13 protein-coding genes are annotated in these 22602 nt (G+C 30.5%); 8 read left to right on the plus strand and 5 right to left on the minus strand.

From position 1 onward, the window contains the following. Positions 1-310 precede the first annotated feature (310 nt). The 3 genes from L3B96_RS02715 (at position 311) to L3B96_RS02725 (ending at position 5951) form a co-directional block, all read left to right on the plus strand. Complete coding sequence (locus L3B96_RS02715) at positions 311-3628, plus strand: Ig-like domain-containing protein (RefSeq protein ID WP_238858756.1); 3318 nt, start codon at positions 311-313, stop codon at positions 3626-3628. A gap of 91 nt (positions 3629-3719) precedes the next feature. After that, entirely contained in the window at positions 3720-4787 is a 1068-nt protein-coding gene (locus L3B96_RS27390; RefSeq protein WP_238858757.1) for an InlB B-repeat-containing protein, read from the plus strand. Positions 4788-5078: 291 nt separating this feature from the next. Further along, positions 5079-5951 carry a glycerophosphodiester phosphodiesterase gene (locus L3B96_RS02725; protein ID WP_012060874.1) on the plus strand — a complete coding sequence of 291 codons (873 nt, stop codon included), beginning with the start codon at positions 5079-5081 and terminating at the stop codon, positions 5949-5951. Positions 5952-6224: 273 nt separating this feature from the next. Here L3B96_RS02725 and L3B96_RS02730 read toward each other — a convergent pair whose 3' ends face one another. From L3B96_RS02730 to L3B96_RS02740, 3 genes are all read right to left on the minus strand, one after another. Continuing rightward, positions 6225-8174: an N-acetylmuramoyl-L-alanine amidase family protein gene (locus L3B96_RS02730; RefSeq protein ID WP_012060873.1), complete on the minus strand. Its 1950-nt coding sequence runs from the start codon at positions 8172-8174 to the stop codon at positions 6225-6227. 315 nt (positions 8175-8489) lie between these two features. Continuing rightward, positions 8490-10280 carry an N-acetylmuramoyl-L-alanine amidase family protein gene (locus tag L3B96_RS02735; protein ID WP_238858758.1) on the minus strand — a complete coding sequence of 597 codons (1791 nt, stop codon included), beginning with the start codon at positions 10278-10280 and terminating at the stop codon, positions 8490-8492. 533 nt (positions 10281-10813) lie between these two features. Next, positions 10814-12700, minus strand: coding sequence for an N-acetylmuramoyl-L-alanine amidase family protein (locus L3B96_RS02740; protein WP_238858759.1), 1887 nt, complete (start codon positions 12698-12700; stop codon positions 10814-10816). A gap of 528 nt (positions 12701-13228) precedes the next feature. Here L3B96_RS02740 and L3B96_RS02745 point away from each other — a divergent pair. Beyond that, a complete protein-coding gene (locus L3B96_RS02745; protein ID WP_012060870.1) occupies positions 13229-14824 on the plus strand; it encodes a peptide chain release factor 3 in 1596 nt (531 codons plus the stop codon). A 151-nt stretch (positions 14825-14975) separates the two neighbouring features. On the opposite strand, the gene L3B96_RS02750 is transcribed toward L3B96_RS02745, so the two are convergent. Together L3B96_RS02750 and L3B96_RS02755 are read right to left on the minus strand one after the other, a co-directional pair. After that, entirely contained in the window at positions 14976-15935 is a 960-nt protein-coding gene (locus L3B96_RS02750) for a DNRLRE domain-containing protein (RefSeq protein WP_012060869.1), read from the minus strand. A gap of 413 nt (positions 15936-16348) precedes the next feature. Further along, the gene (locus L3B96_RS02755) at positions 16349-16633 is read right to left on the minus strand and encodes a hypothetical protein (protein ID WP_012060868.1); all 285 of its coding nucleotides are present in this window, start codon (positions 16631-16633) and stop codon (positions 16349-16351) included. A 364-nt stretch (positions 16634-16997) separates the two neighbouring features. On the opposite strand from L3B96_RS02755, the gene L3B96_RS02760 reads away from it, so the two are divergent. From L3B96_RS02760 to L3B96_RS02775, 4 genes are read left to right on the plus strand one after another with little or no spacing between them, the layout of a single operon-like run. Beyond that, a complete protein-coding gene (locus L3B96_RS02760; RefSeq protein ID WP_238858760.1) occupies positions 16998-19508 on the plus strand; it encodes a glycosyltransferase in 2511 nt (836 codons plus the stop codon). Further along, the gene (locus tag L3B96_RS02765) at positions 19505-20467 is read left to right on the plus strand and encodes an NAD-dependent epimerase/dehydratase family protein (protein ID WP_238858761.1); all 963 of its coding nucleotides are present in this window, start codon (positions 19505-19507) and stop codon (positions 20465-20467) included. The genes L3B96_RS02760 and L3B96_RS02765 overlap by 4 nt, the downstream gene beginning before the upstream one ends. Next, entirely contained in the window at positions 20460-21563 is a 1104-nt protein-coding gene (locus tag L3B96_RS02770) for a DegT/DnrJ/EryC1/StrS family aminotransferase (RefSeq protein WP_238858762.1), read from the plus strand. The genes L3B96_RS02765 and L3B96_RS02770 overlap by 8 nt, the downstream gene beginning before the upstream one ends. Continuing rightward, positions 21556-22593: a hypothetical protein gene (locus tag L3B96_RS02775; protein WP_238858763.1), complete on the plus strand. Its 1038-nt coding sequence runs from the start codon at positions 21556-21558 to the stop codon at positions 22591-22593. Before L3B96_RS02770 ends, L3B96_RS02775 begins: the two co-directional genes overlap by 8 nt. Positions 22594-22602: the final 9 nt, after the last annotated feature.

Consider the following 22602-nt stretch of genomic DNA (forward strand, 5'->3'; position numbering starts at 1 on the left):
GTCATGAATTAAATCTAAGGGGGAAGACGGCAACTTTCCTCCTTAGATTTTTAAATTATACTCAATATGGGATATTTAATGTAAAATGGTATTATATCTATATAGTTATTCAAAAAAGCTTCGATAATAAATAGAGTAATAAGATAAATTCAGGAATATTATTTGGATAATTGTGAGATAAGAATTCAATTGTTCAAAAGTACATATTATCTCTGCCAAATTTTATTCTAATAGTTGTTTGAATTATGGTAAGACAAAAGTACTTTTTAATATAAGGTACTATGAAAAATATAAGATAGGGGTAGATTTGATGAAATGGAAGTTTATAAATAAAATAATTTCAGCAATTACCGTTTCTATGACATTATTCACTCTAATTCCATTAAGGGCTTCAGCCGAATGGGTAAATGATTATCAAGGGAATTTTTATTATATGCAAGATAATCAAAAAGTTACAGGATGGAAGAGGATTGACGGACAGATATATTATTTTGATGGAAATGGGAAAATGCAAACAGGATGGATCAAAGCAGGCTCTTCATGGTACTTCTTGCAAAATGATGGAGCACTGAAAACTGGGTGGATTAATTATAATAAGAAATGGTATTATGCAGATTCAAGTGGTGTAATTCAAACAGGAATTGTTAATATCTCAGGAAAAGTTTATATTTTTGACGATAACGGAGCGATAAAGACAAATAATACAGTTATAAATGGAGAGTTTTACACTATTGGTTCTGATGGAGAAGTCGTTGGAACTAAAATGCCAACTCCAGAAAAAGAGTATGATGATTCAGGAAATTGCATTCAGGTATTGAAGAATACTGACAATAAGGTAATTACCTCTCCAACTGACTCGAAATTTAATGAAGTTATTGAGGATAAAACTGAATCAGATGACAATCCAAATGAAGGAAGGACCTTTAAAGTTTTACTTAAAGATTCAGATGGATCAGAGCTTAAAACTAAAACTGTTAAATATGGTAAGTCATTTGACTTATATAAGCCAACTAAGGATGGACGTGTTTTTGCAGGATGGAATGCTAAAAGCAATGGATCTGGAAAGAGCTACGATGCAGATGATAGTATAAAAGTAGAAGAAGATATAATACTATATGCACAATGGAAAGAAGATACATCGGTTTATGTAGAAGATATTAATATAAAAGGAAACTCAAATGTTACTGTAAATAAATCCGTTACAATGACAGCAGAAGTATCACCAAGTAATGTTACTAATGCAGATGTGACATGGTCTGTTTCTGATGAAACTGGAAAAGCAACTATTGATAGCAATGGAGTATTGACTGGAGTATCAGCTGGAACAGTTATGGTGAAGGCAACTGCAAAGGACGGCTCTGATGTAAGTGGAACAAAAGAAGTTACAGTTACAAACACAGATGTAGTGGTTCCAGTAAGTAAGGTTACAGTAAGCGGACAATCAGGAGAATCAACAATAACAGCTGAGAATGGAACTCTTCAAATGAAAGCGACTATATTGCCAGAAGATGCAACTAATCAAGCTGTAACTTGGGAAGTTCAAAATAATACAGGAAGCGCATCTATTGATTCTTCAACTGGGCTTTTAAAGGCAATATCTAATGGGACAGTTACAGTAAAAGCAACTGCAAGTAATAATGTTGTTGGAAGTATGACGGTAACGATAAGTGGACAAAGTACAAAAATATTGGTAACTAGGATGGATATTACTACAACTAAAACTGATTTTGCAATTACAGAAGATGGTGGAACATTACAATTGAACTTAAATATAACCCCAACTACTGCAACTAATAAATCAGTAAAATGGTCAATTAAGTCTGGACAAGACAAAGCGACAATTAATAGCTCAACTGGACTTTTAAAGGCGGTAACAAATACAAATGGAACACCAGTAACTGTACAAGCTGAGGCATTAGATGGTAGTGGAGTAGTTGCGACTAAAGATGTTACTATAAGTGGTCAAAAAATTAAGGTTTCTAAAATTACTATAGATGGACAAGATTCAGTAACAGGAACTGGAAAAGTAACTATGGATAAAACTGTATTACCAAAGGATGCAACTAATGGTGCAGTAGTATGGTCTGTTGAGAATAATACAGGAAGTGCTACAATTGATACTAATACTGGTGAATTAACTCCAAAATCAAATGGAAAAGTAACAGTAAAAGCGACTGCTACTGATGGAACGGGTATTAGTGATACGAAAGAAGTCACTATAAGTGGTATCGACAATAATATACCTGCAACTAAGATTAATATAGCAACAAAAGATGGAGCAGCTTTATCAATAACAGAAGATGATGGAACACTTGGATTGATAGCTAGTTTATTACCAAGTTATTCTACAACAACATCAGAAGCTGTAAATTGGGAAGTTATTAGTGGAAGTGATGGCGGAAGTGCTAAGATTGAAGGTGGAACAGTAGGAAGTTCTATAAATATAAAAGGAGTGACTAACGGAACTGTTACAGTAAAAGCAAGTGTAGTAAATGCAGATGGTACAACCGCAATTGGAAGTGCAACTGTAAGGATAGCTGGACAAATTACAAATGTAACAGATATAACAATAAGTCCTGATGAAGCTCCAGAAGTAGTGGTTGGTGGAACATTGCAGATGAGTGCTAGTGTAGATCCGAATAATGCAACATATAAAATAGTGAACTGGTCTGTTTCCAATGGAACAGGAACAGCAACAATTACATCTTCAGGAGTGTTGACAGGAGTATCCTCTGGTGATGTTAAAGTGATAGCTACTGCAGATAATGGAAAGGGAATTAGCAAATATATAACAGTAAAAGTAATTCCACAAGTTAAGGTTACTAAAGTTACAGTTAATGCACCAGATGGAAGTGGAAATGAAATAACGGATGGTGGAGCATTACAAATGACTGCAAGTTTTGAACCAACAGGGGCGACTAGTAAAAGTGTGACTTGGTCGGTAACTCCTGGAACAGGAAAAGCAACAGTTGATAGCAATGGGCTATTAAGCGCAGTATCAAATGGAACGGTTACTGTAAATGCAACTGCAACAGATGGATCAAAAGTTGTGGGAAGTCTGCCTATAACTATAAGTGGTAAAGTAGGGACAATAACTGTGACAGGAACAGGAAATATTTCTACAATAGTTATTCCAAATGGTACATTACAAATGCTAGCAACGGTGGGGCCAACAGATGCAGTTAATAAAGCAATAACTTGGTCAGTAACGCCTGTAACAGGAAAAGCAACAATTGATAGTAATGGAATTTTAACTGCAGTATCAAATGGAACGGTTACTGTAAACGCAGCTGCGACAGACGGGTCTGGAATTGTCGGACAGTCAGTTGTAACAATAAATGCAGCATCTGGAATTACAATAAATCAATCAAGTAATACAGTAGCTGTTGGAAACACAGTGAAATTGACTTCAGTTATAAGCCCAACTAGCGTAACAGGTAAAAAAGTGATATGGTCTATAAGTAATATAGACGGAACAAATACGGATCTTGCGACTATTAATTCAACTGGAGATTTAACAGCAGATTTAACAGCTTTAAAACAAGGCAGCGTTAATATAAAAGCAACTCTTGATGATGGATCAGGAATATCAGTTACAAAAACAATAATAATAAATCCAAATAGTTAAAGAGTGTATAAAATACTAAAGGAAAAATGGTCAAGTTGTAGTTTTATGACTTGACCAAATAATTAGGAAAGATAAGGGGGAGAACTTAATTGTGAAGTATGAATATTTAAGGAAATCTATTGCAGTAAGTCTTGCTATTTCATCATTAATTACTGTAGCTCCAGTAAAGTCTTTAGCTGCATGGATTGAAAACTATGATGGGAGTTGGAGTTATGCAGATATATATGGTTATGCTAATGGAGGATGGAAGCAAATAAACGGAATTTGGTATTACTTTGATTCTTATGGATTAATGAGAACTGGATGGATTCTTGACAACGGAGAGTGGTATTATACTGATCTAAGTGGAGTAATGCAAACAGGTGTAATTCAAATAGAAGGAAAGATTTATATATTTTCAGAAAACGGTGCAATGCAGAAGGGAACTTCTATTATAAATGGAAGGATCTATAACCTTGATGATAGTGGAGCTTGTATAGGAAGTGATTATCCAATACCGACTAAAAGTTTTGATTATTATGGAAATAATACACTTCCATATGTACCAAATCAAATAATTGATGAGGACTCAAAAATGTCAAAGGATATTCCTACAGACCCTTCAAAGGAAGTAAAAAAACAATATAAAGTTAAGTTTAAAGATCCTGAGGCTGAGGACGATGATGATGAGTTGCTTAGGACAAAAACTGTTGATGAAGATACAATGCTTACTTTGTATAAACCAGTTAAGAATGGGTATACTTTCATTGAATGGAATACAAAAAGTGATGGTGATGGTTCAAGCTACGAGTATGATGATAGAATAAAAATAACTAAAGATATCACATTATATGCTCAGTGGAAGAAAAATGAAGACACAAGTGGTGAAACTACTACAAAAGTAGAAAATATAGTAGTTTTAGGACCTATTTCTGGAACTACAGAGATAAGTTCAATAACCACTAAGGGTGGAAGTTTACAAATGAGTAAAAAGGTATATCCTACCAATTCGGATAATCAAAAAGTAAAGTGGCTAGTTGTAAACGAGGATGGATCAGCAACAATAAGTGATACTGGTAAGCTAACAGCGATATCAAATGGAAAAGTTATTGTAAAAGCAGTTGCAACTGATGGCTCAGGAGTTATAGGAACTAAAGAAATAAAAATAAGTGGTCAATAAAAAGTATGTATAAACCTGCACAAGAATATGCTTGGAACAAACTTATTCTTGGCAGGTATTTTTTACATTTAAAATTCTACTTATCTAAGTATTTAATCAGAATAAAATGCAGAAATTAAACTATAAATATATTTAAAATATAATAAATATAGAGTGTGTTATTATAAATTGTTTTTAATTAAGAATCATGAAACTAATATTCATTATGGTAATATAGTTATGTTTAGTGTAAGATATGTATATTAGGGGAATTGTGTAAGATAAATTATATTTTAACAAGGGGGGAATAACTTGAAGATTTTAAATATTGCGCATAGAGGTTATAGTGGAAAGTTTGATGAGAATACAATGTTGGCATTTAAAAAAGCGATTGAGTATAATGCTGATGGAATAGAGGCAGATGTTCAGCTTTCTAAGGATGGAGTTCCAATTATACTTCATGATGAGACTTTAGATAGAACTACAAATGGCCATGGCTTTGTTAAAGACTATACTCTAGATGAACTAAAGATATTTAGAACTAAAAGTGTACCGGAAATTCAACTTTTAAAGAATGATTCTTTGCAGGAAATGGCACATTTAAAGTTAAATATGGCAACAGAAAGAAACTATGAGGAAGGTAAACAAGCTGGTAGCTATAAGGTTGGGAAATATACTATGGAAGAAGTAGAATATTTTCAAAACAGAGGTGGAGAGGAAATACCAACTCTGCGAGAACTATTAGAGCTTGTTGCAGACTCTGATTTGAAAGTATTAAATTTGGAACTTAAGAATAGTGTCATAGAATATAAAGGTCTAGAGAAAAAAGTTTTGTCTATGATTGATGAATATAATTTAAGAGATAAGGTTATAATATCAAGCTTTAATCATACTAGTTTAGTAAAAGTAAGAAAACTTGAGAATAATAAAAAGATCACTTTAGGTGCTCTGACAGAAACTATACTAGTTAATGTACCTAAATATTTGAAAGCCATTTCTGTTGATTGTTATCATCCTCATTTTTCAAGTATATTAAACGAAGAATATATTAAAGAAATTAAAGATGCAGGAATAAAAGTAAATCCATATACAGTTAATAGTTTAGTTGATATGAAAAAGGTGATAATGGTTGGAGTAGATAGTATAATTACGAATGAAGTTGAACTTTTAAATACATTATTATAAAAGTTTTTAATATTAGGAAATTATAATTTAGGGTAACCTCCAAAATAACTATGATCAATAATTTAAAGATTATATTTACTTTTATGTAAACGAAGTTATATTAGATTTAGAATTTGAATCCCGTTATATTAAAATGTAAGGCTGTCTCAAAAAGTATCTATTTCTTTTGAGACAGCCTTGTTATAGTAAACCTAGGAGAGGTTTAAAAGAGCATATTATTTAGGTTAATATATAGATTTTATATTATTAATTTTATAGTTTATATATGATAATTTATACCCAAGCACCGCTTGCAGATAAGTTGTATCCATTAACTACTGTGTTAGCGGCCATAACACCATTTGAGTATAGGTAGTACCAAGTACCATTATCATTAAACCAACCAGTTTGCATTCCGCCCCATGATTGTAAGTAGTACCAATTGCCGTTATCATTTAGCCAACCAGTCTTCATTCCACCCCATGATTGTAAGTAATACCAAGTACCGTTATTATTTAGCCAACCAGTTTGCATTCCACCCCATGATTGGAAGTAATACCAAGTTGATCCATCTTGAACCCAACCAGTAGCCATAGATCCATCAGCTTTAAAATAGTACCAAGTTGATCCATCTTGAACCCAACCTGTCGCCTTATTTCCGTCAGCTTTAATATAAGACCAAGTTCCATCTGAAGCTTGTACCCATCCTGTTTTTACTACTGGAGTATCATCAGGGTCAGTATTAGATTGTTTTCCACCTATTAATGAATAAACATCATCATCTTCGCTCCAAGCAACGATATTATCTTTATCATAAACTGAGAATTCATCAAATGATCCGTCTACTCTGTATACTTTGTCCCAGTCATCAGTATTATCAAATTTGTAGATATATCCACCATCTAATCTCCATAGATTTCCGTCAACATCTGTTTGAACAGCAGCACCTTGGTTTTTGCTGTTTTCACAATCTTCTTTGCTTTGATCTTCCTCATCAGCATAATAGAATCCACTACTTGATTTTAATGTATAAGCTCTAACAGTAACTTTGTCGTTATTGTTAATTTCAGAATTGTAAGCTATAAGCTTTCCAGAACCTACAGTATAGTTAGTTGTAGTGACTACGTTGCCTGAAGTATTTATAAATAAATCTTCAGCATCTAACTTTTTACCATCTTTATCAGAAAGTGCATAAGTAGTTACAGTTTTAGCATATTTAGCGTCATCAATATCACCAGAAGCTTGAGTTTTTGATATTTTTTGAATAGCTTTGAAAGATACAACTTGTCCGTTATTTTCAACTTTGAAGATATCGTTGCTATTATTTGGATCAACTTTAACACCATTTATTTCACTAATTGTAGCAGCTGCACCAGTGGTAATAGTTATTTTTACAGTTGCAAGTCTATATATATAATCTTTATCTTGGGTCAATACTCTATCTTGAACAACACTTGCACTTAATTTATCAGAGCCGCTAACGCTAGTTCCATTGATAATTCCATCAGCTGCATCGTAAGCGTCGTTTGTGTTCTCTATTGTATCTGTCTTTGTTAATGTAGTACCAGAAGCACTTGAAGCTGTTGTTGTAACCTTAACTTTACCTAAGTTATAGTCCGCATCAATATAATTGCCTTTATCATCAGTAAATACATTAAATATTTGATGGGCTGAATCCAATCCATTTAATCCATTAACATTTTTATCTATAGATTTTTGAGCGGCTTTATATTGTGTATAATACCAAACCTTATTATACTTTGCTCCTGGAATTAAATCGAATAGGTCACCATGATTTGAATCTTTAATAGTATTTGCTTCAGTTTCATTATACCTATCATCTGTATCATCTTTGATTTTTTTTCTTAAAGCAGCAGCAGCATCATCTTCAGTATCACCTTTAATATCATCATCAGTTACGCTACCTTTATCTAAGTCAACAGTATAGTCTCCATCTGATATATCTAAATATTTTTCTCCAAATAGAGCTGCGCTATCTCCTGAATCAACATCGTCTAATTTATTGAATTTTCCGTTGGATAAATAGTAAGCTTCTTCGTCATCATTAATTTCTCCATCGATATAAGCTTTACCGTCTTTATATGCTATTGCATTATAGATAGTTCCATCATCAGAACTAATTCTTTTCACCTCAGCAGCATTAGCGCCACTAAAAGGTACTAATGAAGCAACTGTTGCTGCTGCTACTAATAGTGATGTTACCTTTCCCATGCCTCTTATCATAATATTGTCCTCCTCTTATGAAAATAAAATTTAATAGTATTTAAGCTAATTAAAATATTTAGCTAATAGTTATGAATGAATAATCAATTAAATGTAATATTATTAATATACAGGTAAGATTTTGTCATTCACTATAATATACAACTCTTTAAACAGTACTTGGTACTTTTTTAAGTGGTAAATTTTCTTAAGATTTTCTTAACGTGTCTTAAGAAAATCTTAAGGAGGTTGATTTTATAAATAAGATCTGAATATCGAATGAAAGAAGAGCTATACCAAATAGATTTTGATATAGCCCAATTATTAATATATCCTCTATCTAATCCAAGCGCCTGAAGCATTTAATTTATATCCATCAACAATTGTGTTAGATAACATTGAACCTGATGCGCTTAGATAGTACCAAGTTCCATTATCATTTAACCAACCAGTCTTCATAGCACCTGATGATTGTAAGTAATACCAAGTTCCATTATCATTCAACCAGCCAGTTTTCATGGCACCTGACCCAGTTAAGAAATACCAAGTTGATCCATCCTTGATCCAGCCAGTAGCCATGGTACCATCTGCTTTAATGTAGTACCAAGTTCCAGAATCATTAACCCATTGTCCTTTTAATTGAGTTCCATTAGTGTTGTAGAAAGTCCATCCTGCATCAATTTTAACCCATCCTTTGTTTACTACAGGAGTTGTTGGTTCAGCTGGAGTTGTTGGAATTGTCTCTTTTCCGCCTATTATCGAATAAACTTCATTATTTTTATTCCAAGTTACGATATTATTATCATCGTAAACTGAAATTTGATCAAAAGAACCATCGACCTTATACACTTTCGTCCAGTCTTCGTTATTATCCCACTTATATATATATCCGGCATCTAATCTCCAAAGATTTCCGCTTACATCTGTATCAACAGCACTTTTGGAACCATTTACTTTAACATCTTCACTTGATTCATCAGCTAAATCAACATAATAATATCCATTTCTTGAGGTTAATGTTGCTGTTCTAACTTTTAAATTTGAACCATTAGCTGTATATCCGACTAATTTCCCGTTAGCAATAGTATACTTGTCATAAGAAAAAGACTCATTTTTTCCGTCCTTATCAGAAATAACATAAGTTGTCACCGATTTAGCGTACTTAGCTCCATCGATGTTACCTGAAGCTTGTGATTTTGATATTTTTTGAATGACATTGAAGCTTACTGTGCTAGTACCAGAACCCAATGTACTATTGTTTACAGTAAATGTATGTCCGCTATCAACAGTGACGTCCATTCCATTTATTTTAGTTATTTTAGCCCCATTAGCAGAATTCACAGTAACCTTGGCTGTTCTATAAATATAGCTACTATCTTGTCCAATAAGTTTTCCAGTAGAAGTATCAACGCTTGCTGATATTTTATCTTTTCCTGTAATAGAATTAGTGCCATCAGCATCGTAAGTATCGTCTGTATTAGCTATAGTTATAGTTTTTAATGTAGATGAAGATGCAACTGTAGTTACTTTTAGTGATCCTAAGTTATAATCAGCATCAATGTAGTTTCCTTGAGCATCAGTATATACATTTAATTTAGTAATTGCCCCGTTTGTTGAATTGCCCTTTGTATATTCAAATTTATACCATGGGTCTGAGAATTTGTTTCCTGGAAGTTCTTTATCTGATAGTTTTTGGAATGTTTCAGCTTCAGTTTTGTTGAATCGTCCATCGTTATCTTTTTTTAGATTCTTTCTTAGGGCAGAAGCTGCATCATCTTCTGCAGTTTCTTTCATAGATTCATCAGTTACTGAGCCATTATCTAAATTAATGAAATAATCCCCGTTTTGTATATTCACATATTTAGAACCATAGATTTCAGAAGAGGATCCACTATCAATATCTGATAGATTATTGTATTTACCGTTTGCTAAGTAATAAGCAGCCTCATCCTTGTTATTAACTTCTCCATCAATATAAAATTTACCATCTTTGTATGCTGTTGCACTGTATATAGTACCTTCTTGTGAGTCGATTTTTTTATAATCAGCCGCATGAGCAGGCACTATTGAGATAATAGCGGCTGCAGCTACTAGTAATGATGTTGCATTAGTTAATCTTTTTAACATAATTCATCCTCCGTTTTATATAATATTTTATTTAAATAATATTTTTTTAAAATTAAAAGCAATATTTAACTTTTTCGCTATATTATACATGATATATGCAAAAATTTTGGTACTTTTTTTGGAAAAATATCAGAATTGTAAGAAAATTAAGGATGAGAATGATTTGTGTTTTAATATAATATACATCCCTTTAAGTATTAATTAGGTACCTTTTACAGTGGCTTGACGTGATATTTTCATATAGAACTTAATGTGAGTTTATAAAGGATAATTAATTAGAAATATAGGAGTAGGTTATAAATTTCTGAAATCTATAGAGAATTTAAGGTGAAAATAGTGCTATATAGGAGTGGAAAAATTAGAGCAGTATAAAATATATGCAGTTAGAGATTAATTTAGATATAAAAATGTTATAGTTTATAGAATAAAAAAATAACAAGGAAAACTATACCATCGTTTAGATAAGGATGTATTGTATATAAACGACAGTATAGAAAACCTTGTCCTTTTATAAAGGAATAATTAGATTAAAACTATCTAATCCAAGCTCCGTTAGAGCCTAATACATAACCATCAACAGTTGTGTTAGATAACATAGCCCCTGATGAATTTAAATAATACCAAGTTCCATTATCATTTAACCAACCAGTAGCCATAGCTCCTGATGAATTTAAATAGTACCAAGTTCCATTTAAGTTTAACCAGCTAGTAGCCATAGCTCCTGATGGATTTAAGTAATACCAAACTCCATTTAAGTTTAACCAACCAGTAGCCATAACACCATCAGTGTTTAGATAATACCAAACTCCATTTAAGTTTAACCAGCCAGTAGCCTTAGTTCCGTCTTCTTTATTATAAGTCCAAGTTCCATCAGCAGCTTGTACCCATCCTGCAGTTGTAGTTGGAGGATTAGTGTTATTATCATCATCAGAAGATTTTCCACCTATTAATGAGTAAACATCATCATCTTCGCTCCAAGCAGCTATATTGTCTTTATCATAAACTGAAAGTTCATCGAAAGATCCATCAACTTTGTAAACCTTGTCCCAATCATCTGTATTATCAAATTTATAGATATATCCACCATCTAATCTCCATAGGTTTCCATCAACGTCTGTTTGAACAGCTGATGTCTTATCATCTTGAGAACTTACTTCACAATCTTCTTTACTTTCATCTTCTTCGTCGGCATAGTAGTATCCGCCCTTTGTTTTTAATGAATATGCTCTGACAACAACTTTTTTATACTCATTCATTTCTGTATTGTAGGCTATAAGCTTTCCATTAGCTACAGTAAATTTAGTATCTTCATTGATAGTGCCATCAGTATTTAAGAATAAGTCTTTAGCATCTAGGTTTTTACCATCTTCATCAGAAAGTGCATAAGTAGTTACAGTTTTTGCATATTTAGCTCCATCCACATCGTCGGAGTCTTGAGCCTTGGATATTTTTTGAATAGCCTTGAATGATACAGTCCTTCCATCATTTTCAACTGTAAATATCTGTGGTTTGTCGTTTGCGTTTTCCGGGTTAAGTTCAACACCATTTATTTCACTTATTCTAGCTGTAGCAGCATCATCAGTAGTTACATTTACTTTTATAGTTGCAAGTCTATAAATATAATCATCATCTTGTGTCAATATTTTATCTTGGGAAACACTTGCAGTTAGTGCATCATCCTTACCAGCAGCATCGTATTTATCATTAGTATTTTCTATTGTTTCTGTTTTAGTTGATGCACCATCAGCAGTGGTTGTAACCTTAACTTTTCCTAAGTTATAGTCAGCATCAATGTAGCCACCTTTTGTGTCAGTATAAACATTGAAAACTCGTTTATTTTGATCAGTTATTTCCTTTAGTCCATTAACATTATCATTCACAGCTTTATCTGCTGCTTTATATTGTGTATAATACCATGGAGTTTTATATTTAGCACCTGGAATTATATTTAATTTAGTTAAATCTTCAGTATCATCTTTATTTTCATCTATTATATTATCAGCAAAATCTTCATCATATCTGTCATCAGTGTCATCTTTAATTTTCTTTCTTAGATCTGCTGAAGCGTCATCAGCAGTATCGCCCTTAGTATCATCATCAGTTATACTACCTTTATCTAAATCAACAGTGTAATCACCATCATTTATATCAAGATATTTTTCTCCGAATAGATCAGCGTCATCTCCTGAATCAATATCTTCTAGTTTGTTAAATTTTCCATCAGATACATAGTAGGCTTCTTCGTCATCGTTAATTTCTCCATCAACAAAGAACTTACCATCTTTGTAAGCTACTGCATTGTATACAGTACCATCATCTGAATCAATTTTTTTTACATCTGCAGCATACGCAGGTACTAAAGACATAACTGAAGCTGCTGCTACTAATAAAGATGTAATTTTGTTTGCTCTTTTAAACATAATTTTTCCTCCCTAATAATTAAAAATTTAATATAAAAATAAAATTTGTTAACAAAACTTATAATTTCATCTAAAAGTTTTGAAACTAACAGAAACTAATATAATATGATTTAGTTTATGTTCCATTAAATCATTATATAGTAAAAAAGTGACAAAAATGTTATGAAAATATAAATTTAATCTAAACAAATAATTAAATTTTTGTTACTATTTACTTTTTGTTTTTATAATTAATCTTATTTAACAGATTAGTTTATCTGGCATTAATAAAGGACAGGCTCAAGTAAATATACTGCATAAAGTGTACATAATATATTTCATATGATATAATAATTTAGTTAATAATGAAGTAGTATAAGTATATATAAATGAAGTTATAAATTTTAAATAAAGCCATATAGGCTTTATCATTTTAAAATAATGATATATAAAATTTAGGAGGACTTGTCCAATGTAGATAAAGTACTTTTAATAATTTTCGTAGAAATTTTATGAATTAATTGATTATAAATTTAGGAGGATTTAGCGTTGGCTGATTATATAAAAGAAATAGAAAAAAGAAGAACTTTTGCAATTATATCTCACCCTGATGCAGGTAAAACTACACTTACAGAAAAGTTTTTATTATATGGAGGAGCTATTAGACTTGCAGGTTCCGTTAAAGCTAGAAAGGCATCTAAGCATGCAGTTTCTGACTGGATGGAAATCGAAAAGCAAAGAGGTATCTCAGTTACTTCTTCAGTTATGCAATTTAACTATAATAATCACTGTATTAACATATTAGATACTCCAGGTCACCAAGACTTCTCAGAAGATACATATAGAACTCTTATGGCTGCAGACTCAGCAGTTATGGTTGTAGATGCTGCTAAGGGTATAGAAGATCAAACAAGAAAGTTATTCCACGTTGCTTCTTTAAGAGAAATGCCAATCTTTACATTTATAAATAAGATGGATAGAGAAGCTAAAGATCCATTCCAATTATTAGACGATATTGAAAATGAACTTGGAATTAAAACTTATCCAATGAATTGGCCAATTGGTTCTGGTAAGGAATTCAAAGGAGTATACGAAAGAGACAATAACAGGATTATAGCTTTCAATGGTGGAAATCACGGTCAAAATGAAGTTGAAGCAATAGAAGGTTCACCAGATGATCCTAAGTTTAGAGAAATATTGGGAGATGCTCTTCACGATAAATTAATGGAAGATATTGAGCTTTTAGATATTGCTGGAGATGAATTAGATTTAGATGTTGTACGTCGTGGAGAATTAACACCAGTATTTTTTGGATCAGCATTAACTAACTTTGGTGTGGAACCATTCTTGGAACATTTCTTAGAAATGACTACATCACCACTTGCTAGAAATTCAAGTGGTGGAACTATTGATCCATTTGATGATAAGTTCTCTGCTTTTGTATTTAAAATTCAAGCAAATATGAATAAGGCTCATAGAGATAGAATCGCATTTATGAGAATTTGTTCAGGTAAATTTAATAAAGGTGAAGATGTATACCACATGCAAGGTGGAAAGAAGATTAAATTAGCTCAACCACAACAATTTATGGCTCAAGATAGAGAAATTGTTGAAGAAGCTTATGCAGGAGATATAATCGGTGTATTTGATCCAGGTATATTTTCAATTGGAGATACACTATGTGCACCATCAAAGAAATTTAAATTTGAAGGAATTCCAACTTTTGCACCAGAACATTTTGCAAGAGTAAGACCAGTAGATACTATGAAGAGAAAGCAATTTATAAAAGGTGTTTCTCAAATCGCCCAAGAAGGAGCAATTCAAGTATTTAAGGAAATTCACATTGGTATGGAAGAAATAATAGTTGGAGTTGTTGGTGTGCTTCAATTTGAAGTATTAGAATACAGATTAAATAGCGAATATAATGTTGATGTTAAAATGGATAGATTAGATTACAGATATGTAAGATGGATTGAAAATAAAGATGTTAACATGGATTCATTGAACTTAACTTCTGATACTAAGAAGGTTAAAGATTTTAAGGATAGAAATCTTCTTATATTCCAAAATGACTGGGGTATAAGCTGGGCACTAGAACATAATAAGGGATTAATCTTATCTGGTGTAGGAAAAAGTGAGGACTAAAAACTATGTATTAACAGATTTATATTACAAGTAAATATGTAAAAATAATGAGAGCTTAGGCAGATTAAAGAAAATAACAAGTCCAAAATGTCATGATTATTTTTTTTATGTGCTTTAAAAGCTCTCATTATTATTATATAAATTCTAGGAACTAAAAGCCTTTATAGGAACCATATAAAATCACATCTTCTGCATCACCAGATTGAATAGGAGGGCTTACAGCAATATTATACGTTTTATCTATAGGAAGAGGAGTATTATTTAAGGAATTATCATACTCATCTGATACATAATAATGATTTACTTGTCCACTAGAAGCGCGAGTTACTTGTAAATCTACAACTATATAATAAACTGATGTTGGAGCTACAGTTCCTGTCACTCGTACCGTTCTAGTAATGGAGGTATTTGAGGGGAATGGATTGCAATTACCTCCGCAAGCTTCTTTACAAACTTTAAATAAAATCGATTCAAGTTCTTCTTTGCATATTTTTATATATTTCTCACAACAATCATCTTTGAAGTATTCATCGTTATATTTTTTTTTACAACAATCCTTAGAATATTTATTAGTACATTCCTTTTTCAAACATTTATTGGGGGAATATGGATCATAATTTACTATTATAAATGGCATAAGATAGTTGTCTGAACTTTTTACAGATCCGAAGCTTGTGAGTATATCTTCATTTCTTCCATATAGTATTATACCCTTATTTTTCAAACTATTTTTTACCCATGACGAAACTATTGTTGTAATATCTATTGTTACTGATATATTATCTGTCAATGGATAAAAGTTTATTACAGTATAATGATCATAATTAGGAGAATTATTATAAGTTGTATAAGTACTGAAGTATTCATAGAGCGGACTTATGGAGAATTTTTTACTAGTATCATAATAAAAATTATCAGTTTTGAAAAGCGTAAGCTTTGCATTATGAACTGTAGCATTAGTAGGTATTGATGAGATATCCCAAAACAAATAACTGTAGTAGTTATAGTTACCATCAGCGCCTACTATTATTTTATCTTCATTTAGACTTTTATCAGAATATTTATTTGTAATGCTTAGGCTTTTAATAGCTGGAATTGTAATACTATTCATTATTAACCTCCATTTCTCCGATACTATTGCAATATTATAGTATTACTTCACATTACTTAAAAACAGGTTCCACTTTAATATAGTATATGAGATCTATAAAAAGGAGTGAATAAACATACTATTCAAATTTTATACAAATAGCTGAGTACTTTATGTGGAATTATTTTCAAAGATAATTAGAAGATTAAGATATACTGTATGTTATATTTAACACAATGAAAAAATAATAAGTTCATCAGTCAAGATTATTTAATTCTTTAGAGAAAATTATAATACAGTCAAATACGTGGATGACTTTTAGAAGTATGTTAAACTCACACCTTGCGGAGCAGATTTTTTATAAAAATTATATAGGCATATTAAAAACATGGAGTCGGATATTAGACTCCATGAAATTTATATTATGGTTCCTATTAATGTTTGAAGCTATTTATAACGGTTGTCGAACTAACTGATTGGGTACCAAATAATTTAGGAGTAATAATTATCTGATAGTTACCAGCCCCAGCCCATACTTCAGCAGTAGCTCTTGTAGCACTAGCAGCAACTTGAAATGTTTTATAAAAAGTTTCATGACCACCATTACGAGAAGCAACGGCTTGTATTTCAATAAAACCTGCATCATTGTGTGCAGGGATAGTTCCTGTAGCATAAATTGTTTGAATAGTGCTGTTTTGAGGTGTATCAAAACTTGCCATTAAATAACATCTCCTTTAATTGATTCCTTAGATTTTTTGTATATTTATAGTATATTATATTATTGTTTTTTAATTGTGATACAGCAATACATAATTTAGTGGGGGAAGTAAATTATCTTAAATTTATGATTAAAAGAATTCTATTGATCAATTTGTATTAAGTTAAGGCACGTAAAAATAAATAACAAGTCCAATTTGTCATGGATATTTTTCATCAGATAAATTGACTATTATTTTTTTGAATACACTAACATTAAACTCATTTAGAAGTAAGATTCAAAAAAAGTCAATAATAAGAAATAATAAATCATAATTTAAATCAGCAGAGAGTAGAATATTATAATCAGAATTTTGGAGTGGTTTAATGAAAGACAACTTGGTTAATATTGTAATGCAATCAAAGGATGAATTAATTAATGATACTGAAAATTTAAAAGAAGATATTTCATGTGTCGTAAAAGATAAGATGAAATTGGCGTTTTTTGTAAGGCTAGGATTAGATAGTTTTTTAGGCGATATTATTGAGGGTCTGTCACAAGAATATGAGATAAAAAAAATTATAGTAACAGAATATAAGCAAATTGAAGATGGTATGCAATGGGCAGATATTTGCTGGTTTGAATGGTGTGATGAATTAATAGCATATGGAAGTAAATTAGAGTTAGCTGGAGAAAAGAAAGTTATATGTAGGCTTCATAGTTATGAAGCCTTTACAGATTATATTAATAATGTGACTTGGAACAGTATAGACAAGCTAATAGTAGTAGGAGCACATATAAAAGATTTCATTGTTCAAAATTTTGACATAGATGAAAAAATAATTAGTGTTATCCCAAATGGAATAGATGAAAAAAAATGGACATATAAAGAGCGAGAAAATGGATTTAATATAGCTTATGTAGGATATATTAATTATAAGAAAGGTCCTATGCTTTTATTGCATACATTTAAGGCTATTTATGATGAGGATAATAGATATAAATTATATATTGCAGGAGTTTTTCAAGATAATAGAGATGTGCTTTACTATAATCAAATGGTTAGAGAATTAGGATTAGAGAATAATGTTATATATGAAGGCTGGCAGAATGATTTAGATAAATGGCTTGAAGATAAAAATTGTATTTTATGTACAAGTGTTCTTGAATCACAAAATATAAGCGTAATGCAGGCCATGTGCAAAGGAATAAAACCAATAATACATAATTTTGTAGGGGCTAGAGTAATATATCCATCTCAATATGTATGGAATACGATAACTGAAGCTGTCGAAATGGTTTCTGATAAAAATTATACTTCAAAAGTATACAGGGCATTTATTAAAGAAAGATATTCATTAAATGATCAATTAATAAAAATCAAAGATCTATTGATTAGTTCGTCCGAAAAAGGATCTAAAGAAAATTTGAATTATATAAATCCAGATCATTTAAGGAAAAGTAGTGACCAAGTTGATTTAATGAAAACAAAATTTATGGTAAATTCAGATGACATGACTAATACAGAAGCATTATTTGATTATTTATTAAGCATCAATGATGAAGAAAGCTATATGAAATATTTAAGTGAGTGGTTTATAAGAAGTAAATATGAATTAACATTCAAATTCAATTATTATTATGGAAATATGTATAGGAGATTTACTAGTTATTCAAGATTTAAATATATGCAACAAAATGTATACGAGGAAATGGATAAAATCGGGGAAAGAATTTTAGATGAGAATTATTTGACTTATTTTAATAATAAAAAAATGAGTTTAAAAGAAAATAAGAGAAAGATTTTATTTATATTAAATGGTTTGGATATACATCAGAGTGTAACACAATTCTTTATAAATTATTTAGAAAGTTCTGAGAATGCTAAAGATAGATATTCAGTATTGAGTCTTTTAAATAAGAATGAATTTAATAATAGTAAAGAAAGTATAGAATATTTTAATAATTTAAATGTAAATTTACTTGTACCAATTAGCAATTCTATTGAGGATAAAATTAAAGAATTCTACACCTATATAAGTGAAGAAAATTTTGATTATGTAGTATATCAAAGTTTATATTTTGCACCGATAGGAATATTGTTATACCCATTATTAAAAAAGGTTTGTAAAATTATTGGAAAAATTCAATTTCAACAGCCGGAAGATTATTTTGATAAGAAATTAGATTTTTGTTACACGTATATTAAAAAAGATAATTGCTGTGAAAATATATTTGAATTAATTTCACCAATAAATACTGAGTTAGTGGATAAAAATCTTAATATAAGAACTTTATTTAATATTGATAGGAAGAAAAAAGTAGTAATTTCAATTGGAAGGTCTATAAAGTATAAAAACAATGAATTTTGGAATTTTGTAATTAAGCTTATTAATGAAATAGATGACATATGCCTTGTTGTATTTGGAGGCGATTATAGCGAGTTTGAAGAATATGTTCCAAGTAAATTAATCCAGGAATGCAAGGTGATTTTTGCAGGATTTAATTTAGAAGCATCATCATATCTAAAAAGTTGCGATTTTTATTTGAATTCATATCCTGGTGGAGGATACTCTTTAGAAGAAGCTTATTATGCAGAATTGCCTATTATTACTTTTTATAAAGAAGAAAATAATGAAGCATTTGATGTAATGAATGCTAGTTATATGGCTCCAGCATATTTATATAATAATGCAAAAACTATTTTCCCTAAAACAGGTGATTTTGATAAATTATTAAGTTATTCTAAAAAATTAATTCAAGATAACAGCTTTAGAAATACTGTGAAAATGAATAGAAAAATAGAAAGCAATAATTTAAAATTTGAGTATTTTGTAAAAGAGTTTGAAAAATATATGGATAATATAGCAAATAATAATGGGAGAAATAATAAATGATAAAAAGTAAAAAAATATTTCTAACAGGTGGTGCAGGCTTTATAGGCACAAAGTTGTGCGAAAAGCTTAGCAGTAATAATGAATTATTAATATATGATAATTTAAAGAGAAACTCGATTAAAAATACAAAATTATTAAATAAAGATAATATAAAATTAGTTAAAGGAGATATTTTAAATTTTAATTTTTTAAAGCATGTCATAGATGAATTTAAACCTAATATAGTAATCCATTTAGCTGCGATTGCAGGAATAGATACTGTTATAAAAAATCCAGTGAGTACTATGAAGGTCAATATGATTGGAACTTATAATATTCTTGAATCATTAAAAAATCAAAAAATAGAAATATTTATAGATTTTTCAACTTCGGAGATATTTGGATCTTATGCATATAAAGTTGATGAAGCTCATACAACAAATTTAGCTCCTGTAGGGGAAGCAAGATGGACTTACTCAGTCTCAAAACTTGCAGGTGAACATTTAGCTTATAGTTTTTATAAGGAGTATGGACTTCCAATCGTAACAATAAGGCCTTTTAATATATATGGAGATGGTCAGGTTGGTGAAGGCGCGATTCATCAATTTGTTGTAAGAGCCATCAAAAATGAACAGATACAAATTCATGGCGAAGGAAATCAAATACGATCTTGGTGCTATATTGACGATTTTATAACAGGAGTAATGTTATGCTTAGATAATGAGAAAGCAATAGGACAAGCATTTAATATTGGAAATCCAAGAGGAACTATTACTATAGCCATGCTTGCAAAATTAATAAAGAGAATAGCAAAGTCTAAATCTGAAATTGTTTATGTACCAAAGAATTATGTGGATATAGAACTTAGAAGTCCAAGCATAGAAAAAGCTAAAGAGATTTTGAAATTTGTACCTAAGTATGATTTAGATGAGGGGTTAGAAAGAACAATTAATTGGTATAGAGGTGTTCTAAATGATTAAACTCGCTTCTCCAGATATAGGGCAGGAAGAATTGGATGAAATAAAAAAAGTTTTTGATTCAAAATATTTGGTGCAAGGAGACAAAGTAGAAGAATTTGAAAATCAATTAAAAGAATATTTAAATGCTAAATATTGTTTTGCTGTTAGCAGTGGAACTGCTGCATTGCATTTAGCTTTGCTTGCTATTGGAATAAAGGCAGATGATGAAGTTATAGTACCTGATTTTACTTTCCCAGCAACAGCTAATGTAGTAGAAATTGTAGGTGCTATAACTAAGTTTGTAGATATTAAACTAGATAGTCTATGTATAGATACAGATAAAATAGAGAATGCAATTACTGATAAAACAAAAGCAATAATACCTGTTCATGAATTTGGACAGTCAGCAGATATGGATAAAATAGTGACCATAGCTAAAAAATACAATTTAAAAATCATAGAAGATGCGGCGTGTGCACTTGGAGCGGAATATAAAGGAAAAAAGGTCGGAACGATTGGAGATATTGGTTGTTTTAGTCTTCATCCAAGAAAAGCTATAACAACGGGTGAAGGTGGAATCGTAGTTACAAATAATTCTAAATTAGCAGAAAACATTAGAACACTCAGAAATCATGGACTGAACTATAAAAACGGGAAAATAAGCTTTGTAGAGGCAGGTTTAAATTATAGAATGACAAATATCCAAGGAGCTATTGGAACAGTACAAATGAAAAAATTAGAACTAATAAATGAGAGAAGAATTGAATTAGCAAATAAGTATAATAATTTGCTTAAAAATGTGAAGTTTATAACATTACCAGAAAAAAAAAGTTATGAAAAACATGTTTGGCAGACATATCATATACTTTTAGATAAAAGAATTGACAGAGATAAATTAATTATAGAGTTAAAAGATAAAGGAATAGAAACTAATTTTGGTGCTTATGCTGTACATGAAGAGCCTTACTATAAAGAGAAATATGGGTATGAAAATTGTCAATTTTACAATTCTGTATATGCTCATAAGCATGGAATAGCATTACCTTTGCATAACAATATTTTGTGGAAAGAGATAATTTATATTGTATCAGAATTGGAGAAAATATTAAATGAATAATAATATAATAATGTATTTCAAAGAAAATGGAATGATGAATCCAAAGAGAAGTATTAATCTAATATGCAAAGCGATAAAATTTACTAAATTGGATTTAAGTGGACTTATAGTTTTTACTGAGGCTGCATGTGGGGAGTTTATATATACGCCTATAATAGCAGCAATGGCTGGGGCTAAAAAAGTGTATGCAATAACTAAAGACTCAAAGTATGCATCTAAAGATGAGGTGAAAAAGAAAACAATGCTATTTGCTGAACTTTGTGATGTTGTAGATAAAATAGAGATAGTATTTGATAAAAGGAATATTAATCAAGCTGATATAGTAACTAATTTAGGTTTTGTAAGACCTATTGATAAAGAAACAATAGATATGATGAAAGAAAATGCAGTGATTCCATATATGTGTGAAACATGGGAATTAAGAAATGAGGATATAGATATAGAGTATTGCAAACAAAAAGCTATTAATGTAATGGGAACAAATGAAAATTATCCAGGATTAGATACATTCAAATTTAGTGGTCCACTTGCAGTGAAGATGTTATTTGATGTGGGCATAGAGATTTATAAAAGTAAGATTGTAATTGTAAGTAATGATAATTTTGGACAGATTATATACACCACATTATCAAAATTGTCATTAGATGTAGTTGTGATAAAAAATTTATTAGAAGAAAACCATGATTTATTAATAAATACAGATGCTTTAATTGTAGCAGATTATACTTCAGAAAAATGTTTTATAGGCATGAATAATTCAGAAATAACATCAAAGAAATTGAAATCATTGTCAAGTTTTATAACAGTGATACAGTATTCTGGGATAGTGGATATTGACGATTTAAAAGAAAACTGTATAAATTTTTATCCGGATTATAAAGTTGGAAATTATAGAATGGGCAAAACATTAGCATATTTAGGACCTAAACCAATAATTGATTTACATTGCGCTGGACTTAAAGTTGGAGAAATCATGTATAAAAATAGTAAAAAACATATTAGAAATAAATTGTGTCAAGAATTTTTATAAGTAGGAGGA

The organism is Clostridium sp. YIM B02569 (assembly GCF_022320765.1).
In the GTDB taxonomy this organism is placed as follows: Bacteria; Bacillota; Clostridia; order Clostridiales; family Clostridiaceae; genus Clostridium; species Clostridium beijerinckii.

Coding starts and splice junctions, on each gene's coding strand:
- L3B96_RS02715 (WP_238858756.1), top strand. CDS start 311: ATGAAATGGAAGTTTATAAATAAAATAATTTCAGCAATTACCGTTTCT.
- L3B96_RS02730 (WP_012060873.1), bottom strand. CDS start 8,174: ATGATAAGAGGCATGGGAAAGGTAACATCACTATTAGTAGCAGCAGCA.
- L3B96_RS02735 (WP_238858758.1), bottom strand. CDS start 10,280: ATGTTAAAAAGATTAACTAATGCAACATCATTACTAGTAGCTGCAGCC.
- L3B96_RS02740 (WP_238858759.1), bottom strand. CDS start 12,700: ATGTTTAAAAGAGCAAACAAAATTACATCTTTATTAGTAGCAGCAGCT.
- L3B96_RS02750 (WP_012060869.1), bottom strand. CDS start 15,935: ATGAATAGTATTACAATTCCAGCTATTAAAAGCCTAAGCATTACAAAT.
- L3B96_RS02755 (WP_012060868.1), bottom strand. CDS start 16,633: ATGGCAAGTTTTGATACACCTCAAAACAGCACTATTCAAACAATTTAT.
- L3B96_RS02760 (WP_238858760.1), top strand. CDS start 16,998: ATGAAAGACAACTTGGTTAATATTGTAATGCAATCAAAGGATGAATTA.
- L3B96_RS02765 (WP_238858761.1), top strand. CDS start 19,505: ATGATAAAAAGTAAAAAAATATTTCTAACAGGTGGTGCAGGCTTTATA.
- L3B96_RS02770 (WP_238858762.1), top strand. CDS start 20,460: ATGATTAAACTCGCTTCTCCAGATATAGGGCAGGAAGAATTGGATGAA.
- L3B96_RS02775 (WP_238858763.1), top strand. CDS start 21,556: ATGAATAATAATATAATAATGTATTTCAAAGAAAATGGAATGATGAAT.